Annotated in this window: 13 protein-coding genes; 7 read left to right on the forward strand and 6 right to left on the reverse strand. The window is 44.0% G+C overall.

Going from position 1 to position 15,918, the window contains the following annotated elements:
- Window positions 1–20: 20 nt before the first annotated feature.
- The gene (locus FPZ43_RS15465) at window positions 21–1,001 is read right to left on the reverse strand and encodes a deoxyhypusine synthase family protein (protein WP_146382828.1); all 981 of its coding nucleotides are present in this window, start codon (window positions 999–1,001) and stop codon (window positions 21–23) included.
- 115 nt (window positions 1,002–1,116) lie between these two features.
- Between FPZ43_RS15465 and FPZ43_RS15470 the strand changes: the two genes are divergently transcribed.
- On the forward strand, window positions 1,117–2,250 hold the full coding sequence (locus FPZ43_RS15470) for a BamA/TamA family outer membrane protein (protein WP_146382829.1): 1,134 nt from the start codon (window positions 1,117–1,119) through the stop codon (window positions 2,248–2,250).
- A gap of 30 nt (window positions 2,251–2,280) precedes the next feature.
- Here the strand turns inward: FPZ43_RS15470 and FPZ43_RS15475 are convergent, their stop codons facing one another.
- Both FPZ43_RS15475 and FPZ43_RS15480 read right to left on the reverse strand, forming a co-directional pair.
- Window positions 2,281–2,775, reverse strand: a complete 495-nt coding sequence (locus FPZ43_RS15475; protein ID WP_146382830.1) for a hypothetical protein — start codon at window positions 2,773–2,775, stop codon at window positions 2,281–2,283.
- A 14-nt stretch (window positions 2,776–2,789) separates the two neighbouring features.
- Window positions 2,790–3,575, reverse strand: coding sequence for an O-methyltransferase (locus tag FPZ43_RS15480; protein ID WP_146382831.1), 786 nt, complete (start codon window positions 3,573–3,575; stop codon window positions 2,790–2,792).
- A gap of 40 nt (window positions 3,576–3,615) precedes the next feature.
- On the opposite strand from FPZ43_RS15480, the gene FPZ43_RS15485 reads away from it, so the two are divergent.
- The gene (locus FPZ43_RS15485) at window positions 3,616–4,491 is read left to right on the forward strand and encodes a transglutaminase-like domain-containing protein (protein WP_146382832.1); all 876 of its coding nucleotides are present in this window, start codon (window positions 3,616–3,618) and stop codon (window positions 4,489–4,491) included.
- A gap of 140 nt (window positions 4,492–4,631) precedes the next feature.
- On the opposite strand, the gene FPZ43_RS15490 is transcribed toward FPZ43_RS15485, so the two are convergent.
- The 3 genes from FPZ43_RS15490 to FPZ43_RS15500 form a co-directional block, all read right to left on the reverse strand.
- The gene (locus tag FPZ43_RS15490) at window positions 4,632–5,543 is read right to left on the reverse strand and encodes an alpha/beta hydrolase (protein WP_146382833.1); all 912 of its coding nucleotides are present in this window, start codon (window positions 5,541–5,543) and stop codon (window positions 4,632–4,634) included.
- 200 nt (window positions 5,544–5,743) lie between these two features.
- Window positions 5,744–6,833 (reverse strand): peptide chain release factor 2 gene (gene prfB, locus FPZ43_RS15495; RefSeq protein WP_146382834.1). Its coding sequence is split into 2 segments (ribosomal slippage): window positions 5,744–6,772 and window positions 6,774–6,833, totalling 1,089 coding nucleotides; the frame shifts between segments, so codons are not numbered across the junction.
- 118 nt (window positions 6,834–6,951) lie between these two features.
- A complete protein-coding gene (locus FPZ43_RS15500) occupies window positions 6,952–7,389 on the reverse strand; it encodes a hypothetical protein (protein ID WP_146382835.1) in 438 nt (145 codons plus the stop codon).
- A gap of 243 nt (window positions 7,390–7,632) precedes the next feature.
- Here FPZ43_RS15500 and pgi point away from each other — a divergent pair, with 243 nt between their 5' ends.
- The 5 genes from pgi (at window position 7,633) to FPZ43_RS15525 (ending at window position 15,719) form a co-directional block, all read left to right on the forward strand.
- Complete coding sequence (pgi, locus tag FPZ43_RS15505; RefSeq protein WP_146382836.1) at window positions 7,633–9,279, forward strand: glucose-6-phosphate isomerase; 1,647 nt, start codon at window positions 7,633–7,635, stop codon at window positions 9,277–9,279.
- Window positions 9,280–9,512: 233 nt separating this feature from the next.
- Window positions 9,513–12,818, forward strand: coding sequence for a preprotein translocase subunit SecA (secA, locus tag FPZ43_RS15510; RefSeq protein WP_146382837.1), 3,306 nt, complete (start codon window positions 9,513–9,515; stop codon window positions 12,816–12,818).
- A 167-nt stretch (window positions 12,819–12,985) separates the two neighbouring features.
- Window positions 12,986–13,456, forward strand: coding sequence for an SPOR domain-containing protein (locus FPZ43_RS15515; protein WP_146382838.1), 471 nt, complete (start codon window positions 12,986–12,988; stop codon window positions 13,454–13,456).
- Window positions 13,449–14,633, forward strand: coding sequence for a M20 metallopeptidase family protein (locus FPZ43_RS15520; protein WP_146382839.1), 1,185 nt, complete (start codon window positions 13,449–13,451; stop codon window positions 14,631–14,633). The genes FPZ43_RS15515 and FPZ43_RS15520 overlap by 8 nt, the downstream gene beginning before the upstream one ends.
- A 150-nt stretch (window positions 14,634–14,783) precedes the next feature.
- On the forward strand, window positions 14,784–15,719 hold the full coding sequence (locus tag FPZ43_RS15525) for a hypothetical protein (protein ID WP_146382840.1): 936 nt from the start codon (window positions 14,784–14,786) through the stop codon (window positions 15,717–15,719).
- The last annotated feature ends 199 nt before the right edge of the window (window positions 15,720–15,918 follow it).

Below are 15,918 nucleotides of genomic sequence, written 5' to 3' on the forward strand. Positions count from 1 at the left end.
TCATAGTATCACAATTACCGTTATTGCTTAAGCAACCAGGCAAATATCAGTGGTGCCACAATGGTAGCATCGCTTTCTACAATAAATTTGGGGGTGTTTACATCAAGCTTGCCCCATGTAATTTTCTCGTTTGGAACCGCGCCCGAGTATGAACCGTATGACGTGGTCGAGTCAGATATCTGGCAGAAATAGCTCCAGAAGGGAATGTTTTCCATCTCCATATCCTGGTATAGCATCGGCACCACACAGATAGGGAAATCGCCGGCAATACCGCCACCTATCTGGAAGAAACCAATCCCTTTACCTTCCGAATTTTTTACGTACCAGTCGGCCAGCCATGCCATGTACTCAATACCGCTTTTCATGGTGGTGGCTTTAATGTGGTTTTTGATAACGTATGAAGCAAAAATGTTACCCATGGTTGAGTCTTCCCATCCCGGTACCACAATTGGCAGGTTGCGCTCGGCAGCGGCCAGCATCCATGAATTTTTTGGGTCTATCTCGTAGTATTGCTCCAACTCGCCGCTTAGCAATATCTTGTACATGTACTCGTGCGGAAAATAACGCTCGCCTGCATCATCAGCATCTTTCCATATTTTGTGGATATGTTTTTGTAAACGGCGAAAAGCCTCTTCTTCAGGGATACACGTATCAGTTACGCGGTTGTAGTGGTTCTCCAACAAATCCCACTCATCCTGCGGACTTAGATCACGGTAGTTAGGTACGCGTTTGTAGTGCGAGTGTGCTACAAGGTTCATGATATCCTCTTCCAGGTTGGCACCTGTACATGATATAATATCAATTTTACCCTGACGTATCATTTCGGCAAGTGATATGCCCAGCTCGGCAGTGCTCATGGCACCGGCAAGCGTAACCATCATTTTACCACCTTCGGTTAAGTGGGTTTCGTAACCTTTTGCTGCATCCATTAACGCAGCGGCGTTAAAGTGCAGGTAGTTTTTCTCGATAAACTGAGATATAGGGCCTCTTTCTGTACTCATTTTTTATGCTGTAATTATTTTGCAAAAGTAGGCATTTTAGGCACATCCAAATTTTAAATTCAAAATTCGGCAAAACAAGGGGTTAACATTTACCTTTGCCCGCATTGCTGCACTCATGAAAAAGATATTTGTACTATTACTTATTTGCGCCCTTATTGAACCTGCAAGCGCCCAGCGCTGGATACCCAAGTTTGTACGTAAAATGCTGTTCGAGAAAGACAGCAGCAAACACGCAAGCTTTGCCTTGCTGCCCGTTTTAAGTTCGGCACCGGAAACCGGTTTGGAAATAGGTGGTTCGGGTCTTTATTCGTTTTATACTGATACGCTTACACCGGGGCAGCGTGTATCAAACATATTTGCATACGGTACCATTACAACCAAAGGCCAGAACAGGCTTAACCTAAGCACCAATTACTGGACACCGCAAAACAAGTATCATATAACGGCGGGCATCAATTACATAAACTTTCCGTTTGATTTTTATGGGATAGGAAACAACACAAACAAAGCTGATGCCGACCGTCTTGGCCAAAAGCGGCTGCGCCTTACGCTAACCGGCGAAAAGCGCATTGGCAGCAATATTTACGTGGGCTTTGTTGCAGGCGGCTTCCACTACGCTTTTGATGATAAAGTAACCGACGGCATTTACGAAACCGACCCTTCAATTGAAGGCCGGATTGGCGGCACAACCATCTACCTTGGGCCAAGCTTTATTTTTGATAACCGGAACAACAACACCTACACCACCAAGGGATTAATATTTAACGCATCCTTCCAGGCGCTAAAGGGTATTGGGCGCAACAGCAGCTACAACGGTGGCTTTTTTGATATTGAGTATGCCCAGTTCTTTAGCCTGGCCAAACGATTGGTGTTGGGCGTAAACGCGCAAAGCCAGAATCTTACCGGCAGCCAGTCGCCGTTTTATTTTTTACCTGCCATGGGTAATGATGAAATTATGCGCGGATATTACAATGGCCGTTTCCGCGACCGTAACCTGTTGGTGGCCCAAACAGAACTACGCTACCGCCTTAGCGACCGGATTGGCATTGTAGGGTTTGTTGGCACAGGCGAGGTTTTTAAAGACTCGTTTAGCTTCGTGCAATTAAAACCAAACTATGGTGGCGGCATGCGCTATTTCTTCGACATTGAGAAGGGCCTCAGCATCCGTGCTGATTACGGCGTTGGCCAGCAGCGCCCCGGCGAAAGCAGGCAAAGCGGTTTTTACGTAGGATTGGGAGAAGCGTTTTAATAGATGTGCAGATTATAAATGTGCAGGATCTTAGGACTCATCTTGATTTATAACAAAACCTTGTTTTATAAGGCCATAAATAATCTTTTTTTCGAAAACTGATAGCAATTCATACATCCCATCTGCTTTTATTCCATATCCGCCAAGCTTACTTGCCCAGTCATTTGCCATTATGAGAGCCAATTTAGTTTGAGTGTCATTACTCTCATATTTAATATTGTATTCTATAGAACGCTTAGCGCTTGTAATAATAATGGTCATATGCATTGCAAAACCATTATCCTTGGAACCAACTGTATCTGTAATTTTATAAGTTATATTTTTTTCGGTCTTGGATATTTTATCTATCCCTGCTTCAAACTCACTTACCCTTCCTGAACAATTGTAAACTCGAATTGGCGGAAAAGTATCACTTATGCCTACAACAAAATATATAGCTACATAACAAAAAATTCCCACCAAACATATGCAAGCAATAATTACAAAGGCTGTAAGAAACCTATCGTTAGATTTTTTTACGAGCATATCTCCATATTTACCTACACCCTTATCTTAAAATGCTCTTTAACCTGCCCGGTTTTGAAAAATACAAGGCCTATCCAAAACAGGTCGACAGTTACAGTTACCTGCGGATGGGCTTTTATCTGTTCCCAGGCTTGTTTCATGCCGTCGCTCCAGTAAATATCATCAAAGATCAGCATGGTGTTTTCATGCACCTTTGGCAGGCACCATTCAAAGTATTTTAAAGTTGCATCGCGTTGGTGATTACCGTCGATATATACAAAGTCCAGCTGATCTAATTCACTAATAACACCCGGCAGGGTATCATCAAAATTACCGACAACCTGCTTTATACCATTTGCCCCTGCACGGTCAAAAACTTCGCCGGCTACTCCCGCAGTTGCGGGGCATCCTTCAAGCGTATATACTTTTGCGGCAGGCGCTGCGTTTTGTAAATACAGCGTTGTAATGCCCAGGCAGGTGCCCAGCTCAATAATATTATTAGGTTTGGCAAATGCAGCAAGCCTGTAAAGCAATTTGGCCAGCTTTGGCGGTTTAAGCGCGTTTACCGTTATCTGGCTTACCTTTTTTTGTTTGTTATTGTTAACATGCGAACCTGCACCCAAGTCGGTCACGGTAATGGTTCTGTCGTCACCAAGTAACTTGCCGCGCTCGGCTTCTACGGGCGCATAAGCAGGTTTATCGCTTTTATCGTATATAACTTCATCAACCAGGCGGTAAACAAAGGGCGAGTGTAAACCATGACGGTTTTTTGACGTGAACCTGTGAAACAGAAAATCCTTGGCAAGCGTTAAATTTAACATCGCTGTAAAAGTATTAAAACGTTTAGTATTTTAGTATAACATGATAAATCCAACAGAAGTAAATTCCCTCATAAAATTGCTGGACGACCCGGACAGTGAGATATTTAGCCATGTGCACGAAAAGCTTTTATCATATGGCCCCGAGGCTATTCACTACCTGGAGTCGGCTTTTGAAGAAGCTTTCGATCCCATACAGCAGGAACGTATAGCCAACCTTGTACACGAAATTCAATTTGGCACACTTAAGAACGATTTAAAGCTTTGGTACCAAAGCGGTGCATTTGATTTGCTGCAAGGCATTTTGATTGTTAATCGATACCAGTATCCAGATCTTGACGAGCAGAAGGTTATAAACCAGATTGAGGCCATAAAACGCGACATATGGTTGCAGATGATGAACGAGGCCAGCCCCGTTGAGCAGGTGAAATTAATAAATCACGTTTTTTATAGCATACATGGTTTTAGCGGCAATACCAGCAACCATCGCGACCCGCAAAACAGCTATATAAGCCAGGTACTGGAAAGTAAAAAGGGAAACCAGATTTCCTTAGCTATCATATATTCTATTATTGCGCAAAAACTGGATGTGCCTGTTTTTGGCGTAAATCTGCCGCAGCACTTCATACTGGCCTATCTTGATGAAAGCCGCGAAACTGAGTTTGAGGGCGGCGTACTTTTTTACATCAATGCGTTTAACAAGGGTTTTATCTTCGGCCGCAGGGACGTGGATATGTTTTTAAAGCAACTTAATTTAAAGTTCGATAAGCAGTTTTACGAGCCCTGCTCAAATGCTGACATCATTAAACGCGTGTTGCGCAACCTGATCAGCGCTTACGAGCATTTAGGATCATCAGAAAAGGTTGACGAACTGAATGAGTTGTTGGGCATATTTGAGCCGGGAGAGCAGGAGAATTAATGTATTGCAAGTCAATATCTTGCAGATGTAACACTTGCCTGATGTTATGCTGAATCAATCCAGCATGACACAAATAACAAAGTCATGGCAAGCATATCGGCATCTCACTTAATTGGTAATTGGCCACTTGAACAAGAATACTACTTACTCAACCATCCGTTAGCATCCATCCACGTTTTGAGCGAATCGAACCAGGACGCCTTAGTTGTCGGATTTTTCATCCCGAAACCGTGGCCGCCTGCAGGGTAAAGGTGCATTTCGGTTTTTACCTTATTGGCAAGCAAGGCCTCATACATCATTAAACTGTTTTGTACAGGCACAACGGTATCATCTTCTGCGTGTATTAAAAACGTAGGCGGCGTATTGGGGGTAACCTGCTTTTCGTTCGAATATAGATCAACCATTTCCTGCGTTGGGGTTTTACCTATCAGGTTATCTTTTGAGCCCTGATGTGTCATCGGCCCAAAGCTGATTACAGGGTAAATTAGCATCATAAAATCCGGCCGTACACTGGTGCCCTTAGGGTTATCTATCAGTACGCTGTTAAAATGAGTTCCCTCTGTGGCGGCAAGGTGTCCACCTGCCGAAAATCCCATTATGCCTATCCTGTCGGGCTTAATGCCCCAGTTTGCGGCGCTCTCACGCACTATTTGCACTGCGCGTTGTGCATCCTGTAACGGACCTATAGTTTTATCAACCATAATACTGTCGCTCGGCAAACGGTATTTAAGTACAAATGCAGCAACGCCAATTTTGGCAAACTCCTGCGCTACCTGGAAACCCTCATGCGCCGAAGCCAGCCCGGTATACCCACCACCCGGGCATATTATAACAGCGGTACCGTTTGCAATTTTTTTATCGGGCAAAAACGCTGTGAGCGTTGGCGCACTTACCTTGTTTATCCAATAAGTGTCGTTAATTTTTTCCTGATAAGTTGCCGGCGTTGGTTTTGAATTAGGCACGCCGTTAGTGTACAAAGGCATAGGCTTTTGTTGCGCAAAGGCAAAGCTTGTTATCAGCATTAGTGCAAAGGCATTAAGGGCTTTTTTCATGGCTATATAAATGGTAGCGGCAAGTTACAATTTACACGGCGAAAAGATATATAGGCGTATAGCTAAAAAAGAGAATGCCGTTGACTTTTGTTACCGGCATTCTTTTCAGCGTTCTGTCATGCTGAACATAGTGAAGCATCTAATGGCATGTATGCAAAGTTGCCAATAGATTCTTCGTTCCTCAGATTGACAAGGAAGATTTACTTACTTCCGCCAAACTCCATTAAGTAAGCTTTCAGGAAATCATCTATATCGCCGTCAAGCACCGCCTGCGCGTTTGATGTTTCATGATCGGTACGTAAATCTTTCACTAATTTATAAGGATGCAATACATAGTTCCGGATCTGGCTACCCCACTCTATCTTCTTTTTATTACCCTCGATAGCGTTGGTGGTTTCCTGGCGCTTGCGCATTTCTATCTCATACAATTGTGATTTAAGTAAACGCATGGCGTTATCCTTATTCTGTAATTGCGAGCGCGACTCCTGGTTCTTGATAATAATACCCGAAGGTTTGTGGTATAAACGTACAGCTGTTTCCACCTTGTTTACGTTTTGCCCGCCAGCACCGCCAGAGCGGAAGGTTTCAAATTCTATATCTGCAGGGTTTATCTCAATTTCGATGGTATCATCTACCAACGGATAAACATATACAGAGGCAAATGACGTATGGCGCTTGGCGTTACTGTCAAACGGCGAAACACGCACCAAACGGTGTACACCATTTTCGCCTTTTAAGTAGCCATAAGCAAATTCACCCTCAAATTGCAGGGTAACGGTTTTTATACCGGCTACGTCACCTTCCTGGAAATCCTGTTCGGTAACTTTGTAGCCATTTTTTTCGCCCCACATAATGTACATGCGCATCAGCATGGCAGCCCAATCGCAGCTTTCGGTACCACCAGCACCCGCGGTAATTTGCAGCACCGCATTTAACTGGTCTTCCTCGGCGCTCAGCATATTTTTAAACTCCAGCCCCTCAACCGCGGTTACAGCCAGATTATACTGCTCCTGCATTTCCTTTTCGGTAGCATCGCCTGCCTGGAAAAACTCCAGCAATACGCCTGTATCTTCAACAACCGACACTACTTTTTGAAAAGCATCGGTCCACACTTTTTTTGTCTTGATAGAAGCAAGCACCTTTTCGGCTTCCTTTGGATGATCCCAAAAATTAGGGCCGATGGTTATATCCTGCTCCTTTTGCATTGCATCGAGTTTGTTATCGATGTCAAAGATGCCTCCTCAGGGACGTTACTCTGTCCCTTAAATCCTGGATATTCTCTTTAGTCATAACGGCAAATATAAGTTTTTTGATCTATTAGGCGGGTGCCTGTTGCTGCCATACCATTGTTATAAAATGCAAAAGGGGCTACAGAACAAGTCCTGCAGCCCCTTTAAAAACAGCTTAATTAAGCTATGCGTAATTGGTTTAATAGTGAGCCCATATCTTTAACATTATCGCTAAGATTGCTCAGCAACAGCCTTAGGCTAAACTCATTATTATTGTTGTCTTCTTTAGATTGCCTTATCAATTCCTGCATTACCGGGGCAATCAACTCGCTCGATAGTTGGTGGGCTTGCTTCGGCTCAACATTGTAAAAGTTATTTAGCTTATTGGCAAAGCTATTTATCGCTCGTGTAATCAGTGGATTATCAAACATACCCGAGAATTGAAAATAGTTAATCAGCTCTTTGATCTTGCCGCCATCTACGTGTGCCCGCAATACGTCAATGATTGAGCTTGATGCATCATTAATAACAGCATCTTTGTCCTTCGCTTCTATTGCAGCACTTCTCAATACTGCATTGGCGTTATCTTTTACCAGTAAAAACAGTTTTCCAAACATCACAATTCCTATTAATTCGGCCGAAGCCACTAGTGAAACAATATTTTAAGTTCTAAACAAATGTATTTCCAATGCCGGATAAGTTTAGCCTTATAAATGCCGGCAATTCACAATTTTACAATGAAGCGATAATCAATCAAATACTGTTAACCACGTGTCATATACACACCCTTACGTAAATTTTCGTTAACAAAAATTGTGTCCGCAGGTTAACTTATTACATTTGTTTAAAACAACACAACTATGCTGCCAACTACCGATTTCACCAGCACCCAGTCATACAAGTATTTAACAGATCATTACCTTGATATAGTTACCAAAAACCTCAAGGATTTATTTGATGCTGATAGCCAGCGATTTGAGAAATTTTCGTTGCAATTTGAAGATATCCTTGTTGATTATTCTAAAAACCGTATAGATGATGAAACCCTTGCCCTGCTTATTCAGCTTGCCCGCGAGTGTGGTTTAAATGAGGCAATTGATGCCATGTTTTCCGGAGAAAAGATCAATGCTACCGAAGGCCGCCCGGTACTTCACGTTGCCCTGCGTAACCGCAGCAATCAACCTGTACTGGTTGACGGACAAGACGTGATGCCTGACGTTAACCGCGTACTTGCCCACATGAAAAACTTTAGCGATAAAGTAATATCGGGCGAGTGGAAAGGTTATACCGGCAAAGCCATTACTGATGTTGTAAATATCGGCATCGGCGGCTCGGACCTGGGCCCGGTAATGGTTACCGAAGCGTTAAAGGCTTATAAAAATCACCTTAGCCTTCACTTTGTTTCGAACGTGGATGGCACACACATGGCCGAAACCTTGAAAATCCTTAACCCGGAAACTACTTTGTTCCTGGTGGCCTCTAAAACTTTCACCACCCAGGAAACAATGGCTAACGCGCACAGCGCCCGCAACTGGTTTATAAACGGTGGCGGCAAGGATGAAGATGTTGCCAAACACTTTGCGGCGCTATCTACAAATAGTAAGGGCGTGGCCGAGTTTGGGATTGACACCGCTAATATGTTCGAGTTTTGGGATTGGGTCGGCGGCCGCTACTCGTTGTGGAGTGCCATAGGCCTTTCCATTTCGCTAAGCATAGGTTTTGAAAACTTTACCGAATTGCTTGCAGGTGCCCATGCAATGGACGAGCATTTTAAAAATACCGAATTTGAAGAGAATATCCCGGCTATTTTGGCGCTAATTGGTATTTGGCACAATAACTTTTTTGAAGCCGAAACACAAGCCATTTTACCTTACGACCAATATATGCATCGCTTTGCAGCATACTTTCAACAGGGCGATATGGAAAGCAACGGCAAACATGTTGACCGTAACGGTAAGCATGTAGATTACCAAACAGGGCCTGTTATTTGGGGTGAGCCGGGCACCAATGGTCAGCATGCTTTTTACCAGTTGATACATCAGGGAACCAAGTTGATCCCTTGTGATTTTATTGCTCCTGCGCAATCGCATAATCCGCTTGGCGAGCATCACAAAATGCTGCTCTCAAACTTTTTTGCCCAAACAGAAGCCCTGATGAATGGCAAAACGGAAGATGTGGTCATTGATGAGCTAAAGAAAGCCGGTAAAACAGAAGAAGAAATTAAAGCCATTGCACCATTTAAAGTCTTTGAAGGCAACCGCCCTACAAACTCTATACTGGTTAAAAAAATTACCCCGCGCAGCCTGGGTAGTTTAATTGCCATGTATGAGCATAAGATATTTGTACAAGGCATTATCTGGAATATTTACAGCTTTGACCAATGGGGTGTAGAGCTTGGCAAACAGCTGGCAGGAAAAATATTACCAGAATTGAAGGATGATGCAGAGGTTACGTCACACGACTCGTCAACCAACGGCTTGATCAATCAATACAAAGCCTGGAGATAAGCTGCCCGGAGTTCAAATTTATTAATACCCGCAGAGCTATCATTCGGCGGGTATTTTTTTTGCATGTCATTTAGGCGTAAGGTTACTTACTATGCTGTAAATACTAATAATGCAAAAGAAGCTTTGGCGTTTAACTTTCAGCTTTACACGCAAAACCGTACCTTTGCCTGTCAAAATGACTTTAAAATTGCATTGGCTTAATTGTTGAGTTTGGTGCATCATATAAAAATATTATGTTAGATTTTTTCAGTAAGCTTTTTGGAAGCAAGTCAGACCGGGATGTAAAAAGCATACAGCCTATAGTTGAGAAGATAAAAGCCGAGTTTGCCAAGCTTGACCAAATAAGCAATGACGAGCTAAGAGGCAAAACCATACAATTTAAAGAAACCATTGCACAGGGCCTTTCTGGCATCGATAGCGAAATACAAGCCATAAAAGACCGTACCGATAACGAGCCGGATATGGACGTTAACGTGAAGGTTGATTTGTTTACCCAACTGGATAAGCTGGAAAAAGATCGTAACAAAGAGCTTGAAGAGATCTTAAAAAATATATTGCCCGAGGCTTTTGCGGTTGTTAAAGAAACAGCCCGCCGTTTTTCTGGCAACAAAACCATTGAGGTTACCGCAACAGATTTCGACCGCCAGTTAGCCGCCCGCAAAAACAACGTAATTATTAAAGGCGATAAGGCTATACACCACAATACCTGGATAGCTGCCGGCAATGAAGTTACTTGGAACATGGTACATTACGATGTACAGCTGATAGGTGGTATTGTATTGCACCAGGGTAAAATATCTGAGATGGCAACGGGCGAGGGTAAAACGTTGGTGGCTACGCTGCCCGCCTACCTTAACGCAATTGCCGGCCAGGGTGTACACATTGTAACCGTGAATGATTACCTGGCACGCCGCGATAGCGAGTGGATGGGCCCGTTATATGAGTTCCATGGTTTATCTGTTGATTGTATTGATAAACATGAGCCAAACTCCGAGCAGCGCCGCGCGGCTTACATGGCCGATATTACCTTTGGTACCAATAACGAATTTGGCTTTGATTACCTGCGTGACAACATGACGCGCAGCCCCGAAGAGCTGGTGCAACGCAAATTGCACTTTGCAATGGTGGATGAGGTTGACTCCGTGTTAATTGATGATGCCCGTACACCGTTAATTATATCCGGCCCTATACCTCGTGGCGATCAGCATGAGTTTTATGAATTAAAACCGCGTATCGAGCGTTTGGTTAACGCGCAAAAAAGTTATGCGAATACTGCACTTAACGAGGCTAAAAAGGCAATCAACGAAGGTAAAACCGGTGTTGACGAAGGTGGTTTAGCTTTATTACGTGCACACCGCGCATTGCCAAAAAACAAAGCTTTAATTAAGTTTTTGAGCGAAGGTGCAAACCGTACTGTTTTGCAAAAAGCCGAAAATTATTACATGCAGGACCAGGGTAAAGAAATGCCTAAGGTTGATGCTGAACTTTTCTTCGTGATCGACGAGAAGAATAACTCGGTTGACTTGTCTGAAAAAGGTATTGAGCTGATTACAACAGCCGGAGAAGATCCTAACTTTTTTGTGATGCCTGATGTAGGTACAGAAATTTCTGAAATTGAAAAATCAGGATTAACTGCCGAAGAAAAAGTAGCACACAAAGATGAGTTAATGCGCGATTTCTCTATCAAGTCTGAGCGTATCCACTCGGTAAATCAGTTACTAAAGGCGTATACCCTTTTTGAAAAGGATACCGAATATATCCTTGATGAAGGCAAGGTTAAGATAGTTGACGAGCAAACGGGCCGTGTATTGGATGGCCGCCGTTACTCTGATGGTTTGCACCAGGCTATTGAAGCTAAAGAGAACGTTAAAGTTGAGGATGCTACCCAAACTTTTGCAACCATTACGCTGCAAAACTACTTCAGGATGTACCACAAACTTTGCGGTATGACGGGTACTGCAGTGACAGAGGCTGGCGAGTTTTGGGAAATATACAAGCTGGATGTGGTAGAGATACCAACCAACACCCCTATCAGCCGTGATGACAGGCAGGATTTTGTTTACCGTACAGTACGTGAAAAATACAATGCTGTTGCCGAAGAAATTGTAAAACTTACGCAGGCAGGCCGCCCGGTATTGGTGGGTACAACATCTGTAGAGATATCTGAATTATTGAGCCGTATGCTTAAGCTGCGCGGCATTAAACATAACGTACTAAATGCTAAAATGCATCAGAAAGAGGCCGACATTGTGGCCGAAGCTGGTCAGGCAGGTACTGTTACCATTGCAACCAACATGGCCGGTCGTGGTACCGACATTAAGCTGGGTGCAGGTGTTAAGGAAGCAGGCGGTTTGGCCATTGTAGGTACCGAGCGCCACGAATCTCGCCGTGTAGACAGGCAGTTGCGTGGTCGTGCAGGGCGCCAAGGCGACCCGGGTTCGTCACAGTTCTTCGTGTCGTTAGAAGATAACCTGATGCGTTTATTCGGCTCGGAGCGTATCTCCAACCTGATGGTACGTATGGGTATCGAAGATGGGGAGGTTATCCAGCACTCAATGATCTCGAAATCTATTGAGCGTGCGCAGAAAAAAGTTGAAGAGAACAACTTCGGTATACGTAAACGCTTATTGGAATACGATGACGTGATGAACTCGCAGCGTACCGTTATCTATGCTAAACGTAAAAATGCATTGTTTGGTGATCGTTTAGATGTTGATTTGAACAATACCTTCTTTGATGTGGTTGAAGATATCGTAACTGAATACAAAGAATCAAACAACTACGAAGGTTTCCAGATGGAGATTATCCGTATCTTCTCTGTAGATACACAGATCTCCGAGAGCGAATTTGGCAGCACATCTTTAAACAAACTGGTTGATAAAGTATTCGGCGAAGTAGCTGAGTTTTACAAGCGTAAATCTGAAGCGGTTGCACAACAGGCCTTCCCGGTTTTAAAAGACGTTTACGAGACCCGTGGACAGTATGTAGAAAACATTGTTGTTCCGTTCTCTGATGGTGTGCATGGCATACAGGTCGCCGTACCATTGAAGAAAGCGGTTGAAAACCACGGCCTCGAAGTGTTTAAATCGTTCGAGAAAAACGTGACGCTTTACCTGATCGACGATGCATGGAAAGAACACCTGCGGGAAATGGATGAGTTGAAGCAAAGCGTTCAAAACGCCGTTTACGAACAAAAGGACCCGCTATTGGTTTACAAGTTCGAGGCGTTTGAATTGTTCCGCCAGATGCTTGCCAATGTAAATAAAGAATTGGTTAGCTTCCTGTTCCGTGGTGGCATCCCGGTTCAGCAGGCACCAGAGCAGGTACAAGAAGCAAGGCCTGAGCCTAAAATGGACCTGAAGAATATGCGTACGACCAAACCGGAACTCGTTAGCGAGGGCGGCGTACAGATGGATGATACCCAGGAAATGCAAAAACCTACCCCCGTAAAGGTTGAGCAACGCATTGGTCGTAACGATCCTTGCCCTTGCGGTAGCGGTAAAAAGTTCAAGAACTGCCACGGCGTAGGTCAGAATTAATAAAGAGCCTCACCCCAACCCTCTCCTGAAGGAGAGGGCTAAAAAATATGCCATCAGGCAAAGGCATAACTAATAAATAATATCCGCATCATTGCGAGGTACGAAGCAATCTTCCCAAAGGTTACGGCTTTATACCTCGCAATTGCGCTTAATACAAAAAATAACAAATGAAGAAAGCAGTATTTGATAGTAAAGCCAAACCCGCCTTAATCAAATTCTGCTTTTTGTTTGTACTGTTACTTGGCGTCAAAAGTAGTTTTGCCCAAACGCGAGGCAAGGTTCAGGTTGTTGCGCCGCCTTTATTTGATTCGTTGCTGGCGCGCCGCGGAGCCTTGGTTACAGGTAAAAAGCAATCATCTACAGGCGGGTATACATCTTCATACGGCTATCGCATCCAAATTTTTAGCGGTAGCAAACGCACGGCAGCTTATAACGCGCAGGCAAAGTGTAACCGCGAATTTCCGGACATACGCACTTATATAGTTTACCGCGAACCAAACTTTAAGGTACGCGCAGGCGATTTCAGAACACGCATTGAAGCCGAGCGCATGCGCGAACAGCTTAAAGCATACTTCCCGATAACTTTTCTCGTTTCAGAAAAGATCAATCCACCCAAAACGGTTATCAGTAATGATTAAAGAAAAAATCCAGCAGCTATCCGCAGATATTTTTAACGAAGTGGTAGCCAATCGCAGGCATTTACATGCCAACCCCGAGTTGAGTTTTCACGAGGTAGCAACATCAGCATTTGTTGCCGGTAAGCTGGATGAATTGGGTATCGAATACAAAAAAATGGCCGATACCGGCTTGGTTGCCTTAATTAAGGGCGATAAACCCGGCGACGGTGTTGTAGCCCTGCGTGCCGATATGGATGCCTTACCCATATTTGAGGCCAACAATGTCGACTATAAATCAACCAATGAGGGTGTGATGCACGCTTGCGGGCACGACGCGCATACATCATCATTATTAGGCACCGCCAAAATACTTACTGAGCTAAAAAGCGAATTTGGTGGTACGGTGAAACTGATATTTCAACCGGCGGAAGAGAAATTGCCTGGCGGGGCAAGCCTTATGATAAAAGAAGGCGTTTTGGAAAACCCTAAACCTGCTGCTGTTATTGGCCAGCATGTTATGCCGCTTATTGAGGCAGGCAAAGTAGGCTTCCGCGCGGGTAAATACATGGCGTCGACAGATGAGCTTTATGTTACTGTAAAAGGTAAAGGCGGCCACGGTGCCCAACCACAACAAAATATTGATCCGGTTATCATTACCGCGCATATTTTAACTGCCTTACAACAGGTAGTGAGCCGCTTTGCCGATCCTAAAAGCCCATCGGTACTGTCATTTGGTAAAGTGATAGCCAACGGTGCTACCAATGTAATCCCCAATGAGGTTTACCTTGAAGGCACCTTCCGTACCTTGGATGAGCACTGGCGCAAAGAGGCCCACATCAAGATGAAGAAGATGGCTGAGGGCATTGCCGAAAGCATGGGCGGCAGCTGCGATTTTAATATTATGCACGGCTACCCGTTTTTGATAAACGAGGAAGTACTTACCGCTGCCACCCGCGGACATGCGGAAGATTACCTGGGTAAGGAAAATGTAGTTGATCTTGATATATGGATGGCTGCAGAGGACTTTGCCTACTACTCGCAAGTGGCCGATAGCTGCTTTTACCGCCTGGGTACGCGTAACGAGGCCCGTGGTATCACATCATCTGTACACACACCAACCTTTGATGTAGAAGAGGATGCGTTTAAAATAAGCACTGGACTAATGGCTTATTTGGCGGTTAAGCAATTAGGGAATTAATTTAGGGGGACATTAAACAAAAGCAGTCATGCCGAATTTAGTTCGGCATCTCATATGTAAATGCGACACTTGCAACTACCATCTTAACTAATCAGCTTATGAGATCCTGAAACAAGTTCAGGATGACGTGGTTGTAAAACCATATATAGCATGCTCAAAAAAACACTCCTTGCTTTCTGCGTTATTATTTCAGCTTTCAGCTTAAAAGCCCAGCAGATACCGCGCTTTAACCCGGATACGGTGCGTACCATTGTTATCGATACGCCGGTGGCAAACATTCGCTCGCATAAGCTTAACGCGCAGGACTTTATTGATGCCGTACTTGCAGATACCAGCTTTTACAAAGCGTTCCAAAACATGAAACGCTACGCTTTTACAGCCGAGAACCGCATTTTTACTTACGATAAAAAGAACCGCATCAACGGCCGCGTTTACCGCAAAATATTGCACGATCGGGAGCAGGGGAAAAACAAAGTGACCTACCCTGCCAAACAGGACAGCGGCGCGGTTTATAAAAAGAATGGCAAGTATGAGCTTTATACCATAGAGATGTTCGATTACATTTTTATGAATGCTTACAACTCCGAATTTGCCACGGGCGGCTCCCCTATCAACCCGAAAGGCAAAAACGCCGGCTACAAGGCAAAGCTTAAAGCCCTGATATTTACACCGGGCCGTAAAATAAGTGGCATTCCTTTTATCAGCAGCAAAACAGAAATCTTCGGGCCGGATCTGCGACAATTTTACAATTACGAGTTTGCACGCGGCACCTATGTCGACAGCATTCCGGTATATCGTTTTAAAGTGATCCGTAAGCCCAGCACTGCCGATGATGACACCATGATCAAGGAAATGACCACGATTTTTGATGCGCGCGACTTTCAGGTACTGGGCCGATATGTCGATATGAAATACAGCAATATGCTGTTTGATTTCGATGTGCAAATGAATATCGAACTCAATCGTTTTAACGGCGAGCTGCTACCTGTCAAGATCACTTACCAAGGTAATTGGGACGTTCCCCTACATAAAGAAGAACGCGCAAGCTTTTTAATTTTGCATAAGGATTATAAGGCGGTACAATAGCCTACATCTAATAAACAACGAGTCATCCATAATTTATTTGCGGGATCTCACCAGTTGAATGGACATGTAGGATGCCGAAACAAGTTCACTGTTGTCCGGTAAAATATTTTTGGAAAAGTTAAGGGGTAGTTTATAGCTACCCCTTTGTTGTTGATATTTGAGTTACCACACTTAAATATTCAACATGGGCAAAAGTACT

The organism is Mucilaginibacter pallidiroseus (assembly GCF_007846085.1).
Taxonomy (GTDB): Bacteria; Bacteroidota; Bacteroidia; order Sphingobacteriales; family Sphingobacteriaceae; genus Mucilaginibacter; species Mucilaginibacter pallidiroseus.

Excerpts from the sequence above, each read along its gene's own strand:
- FPZ43_RS15465 (WP_146382828.1), bottom strand. The coding sequence starts at position 1,001 with ATGAGTACAGAAAGAGGCCCTATATCTCAGTTTATCGAGAAAAACTAC.
- FPZ43_RS15470 (WP_146382829.1), top strand. The coding sequence starts at position 1,117 with ATGAAAAAGATATTTGTACTATTACTTATTTGCGCCCTTATTGAACCT.
- FPZ43_RS15475 (WP_146382830.1), bottom strand. The coding sequence starts at position 2,775 with ATGCTCGTAAAAAAATCTAACGATAGGTTTCTTACAGCCTTTGTAATT.
- FPZ43_RS15480 (WP_146382831.1), bottom strand. The coding sequence starts at position 3,575 with ATGTTAAATTTAACGCTTGCCAAGGATTTTCTGTTTCACAGGTTCACG.
- FPZ43_RS15485 (WP_146382832.1), top strand. The coding sequence starts at position 3,616 with ATGATAAATCCAACAGAAGTAAATTCCCTCATAAAATTGCTGGACGAC.
- FPZ43_RS15490 (WP_146382833.1), bottom strand. The coding sequence starts at position 5,543 with ATGAAAAAAGCCCTTAATGCCTTTGCACTAATGCTGATAACAAGCTTT.
- FPZ43_RS15500 (WP_146382835.1), bottom strand. The coding sequence starts at position 7,389 with ATGTTTGGAAAACTGTTTTTACTGGTAAAAGATAACGCCAATGCAGTA.
- pgi (WP_146382836.1), top strand. The coding sequence starts at position 7,633 with ATGCTGCCAACTACCGATTTCACCAGCACCCAGTCATACAAGTATTTA.
- secA (WP_146382837.1), top strand. The coding sequence starts at position 9,513 with ATGTTAGATTTTTTCAGTAAGCTTTTTGGAAGCAAGTCAGACCGGGAT.
- FPZ43_RS15515 (WP_146382838.1), top strand. The coding sequence starts at position 12,986 with ATGAAGAAAGCAGTATTTGATAGTAAAGCCAAACCCGCCTTAATCAAA.
- FPZ43_RS15520 (WP_146382839.1), top strand. The coding sequence starts at position 13,449 with ATGATTAAAGAAAAAATCCAGCAGCTATCCGCAGATATTTTTAACGAA.
- FPZ43_RS15525 (WP_146382840.1), top strand. The coding sequence starts at position 14,784 with ATGCTCAAAAAAACACTCCTTGCTTTCTGCGTTATTATTTCAGCTTTC.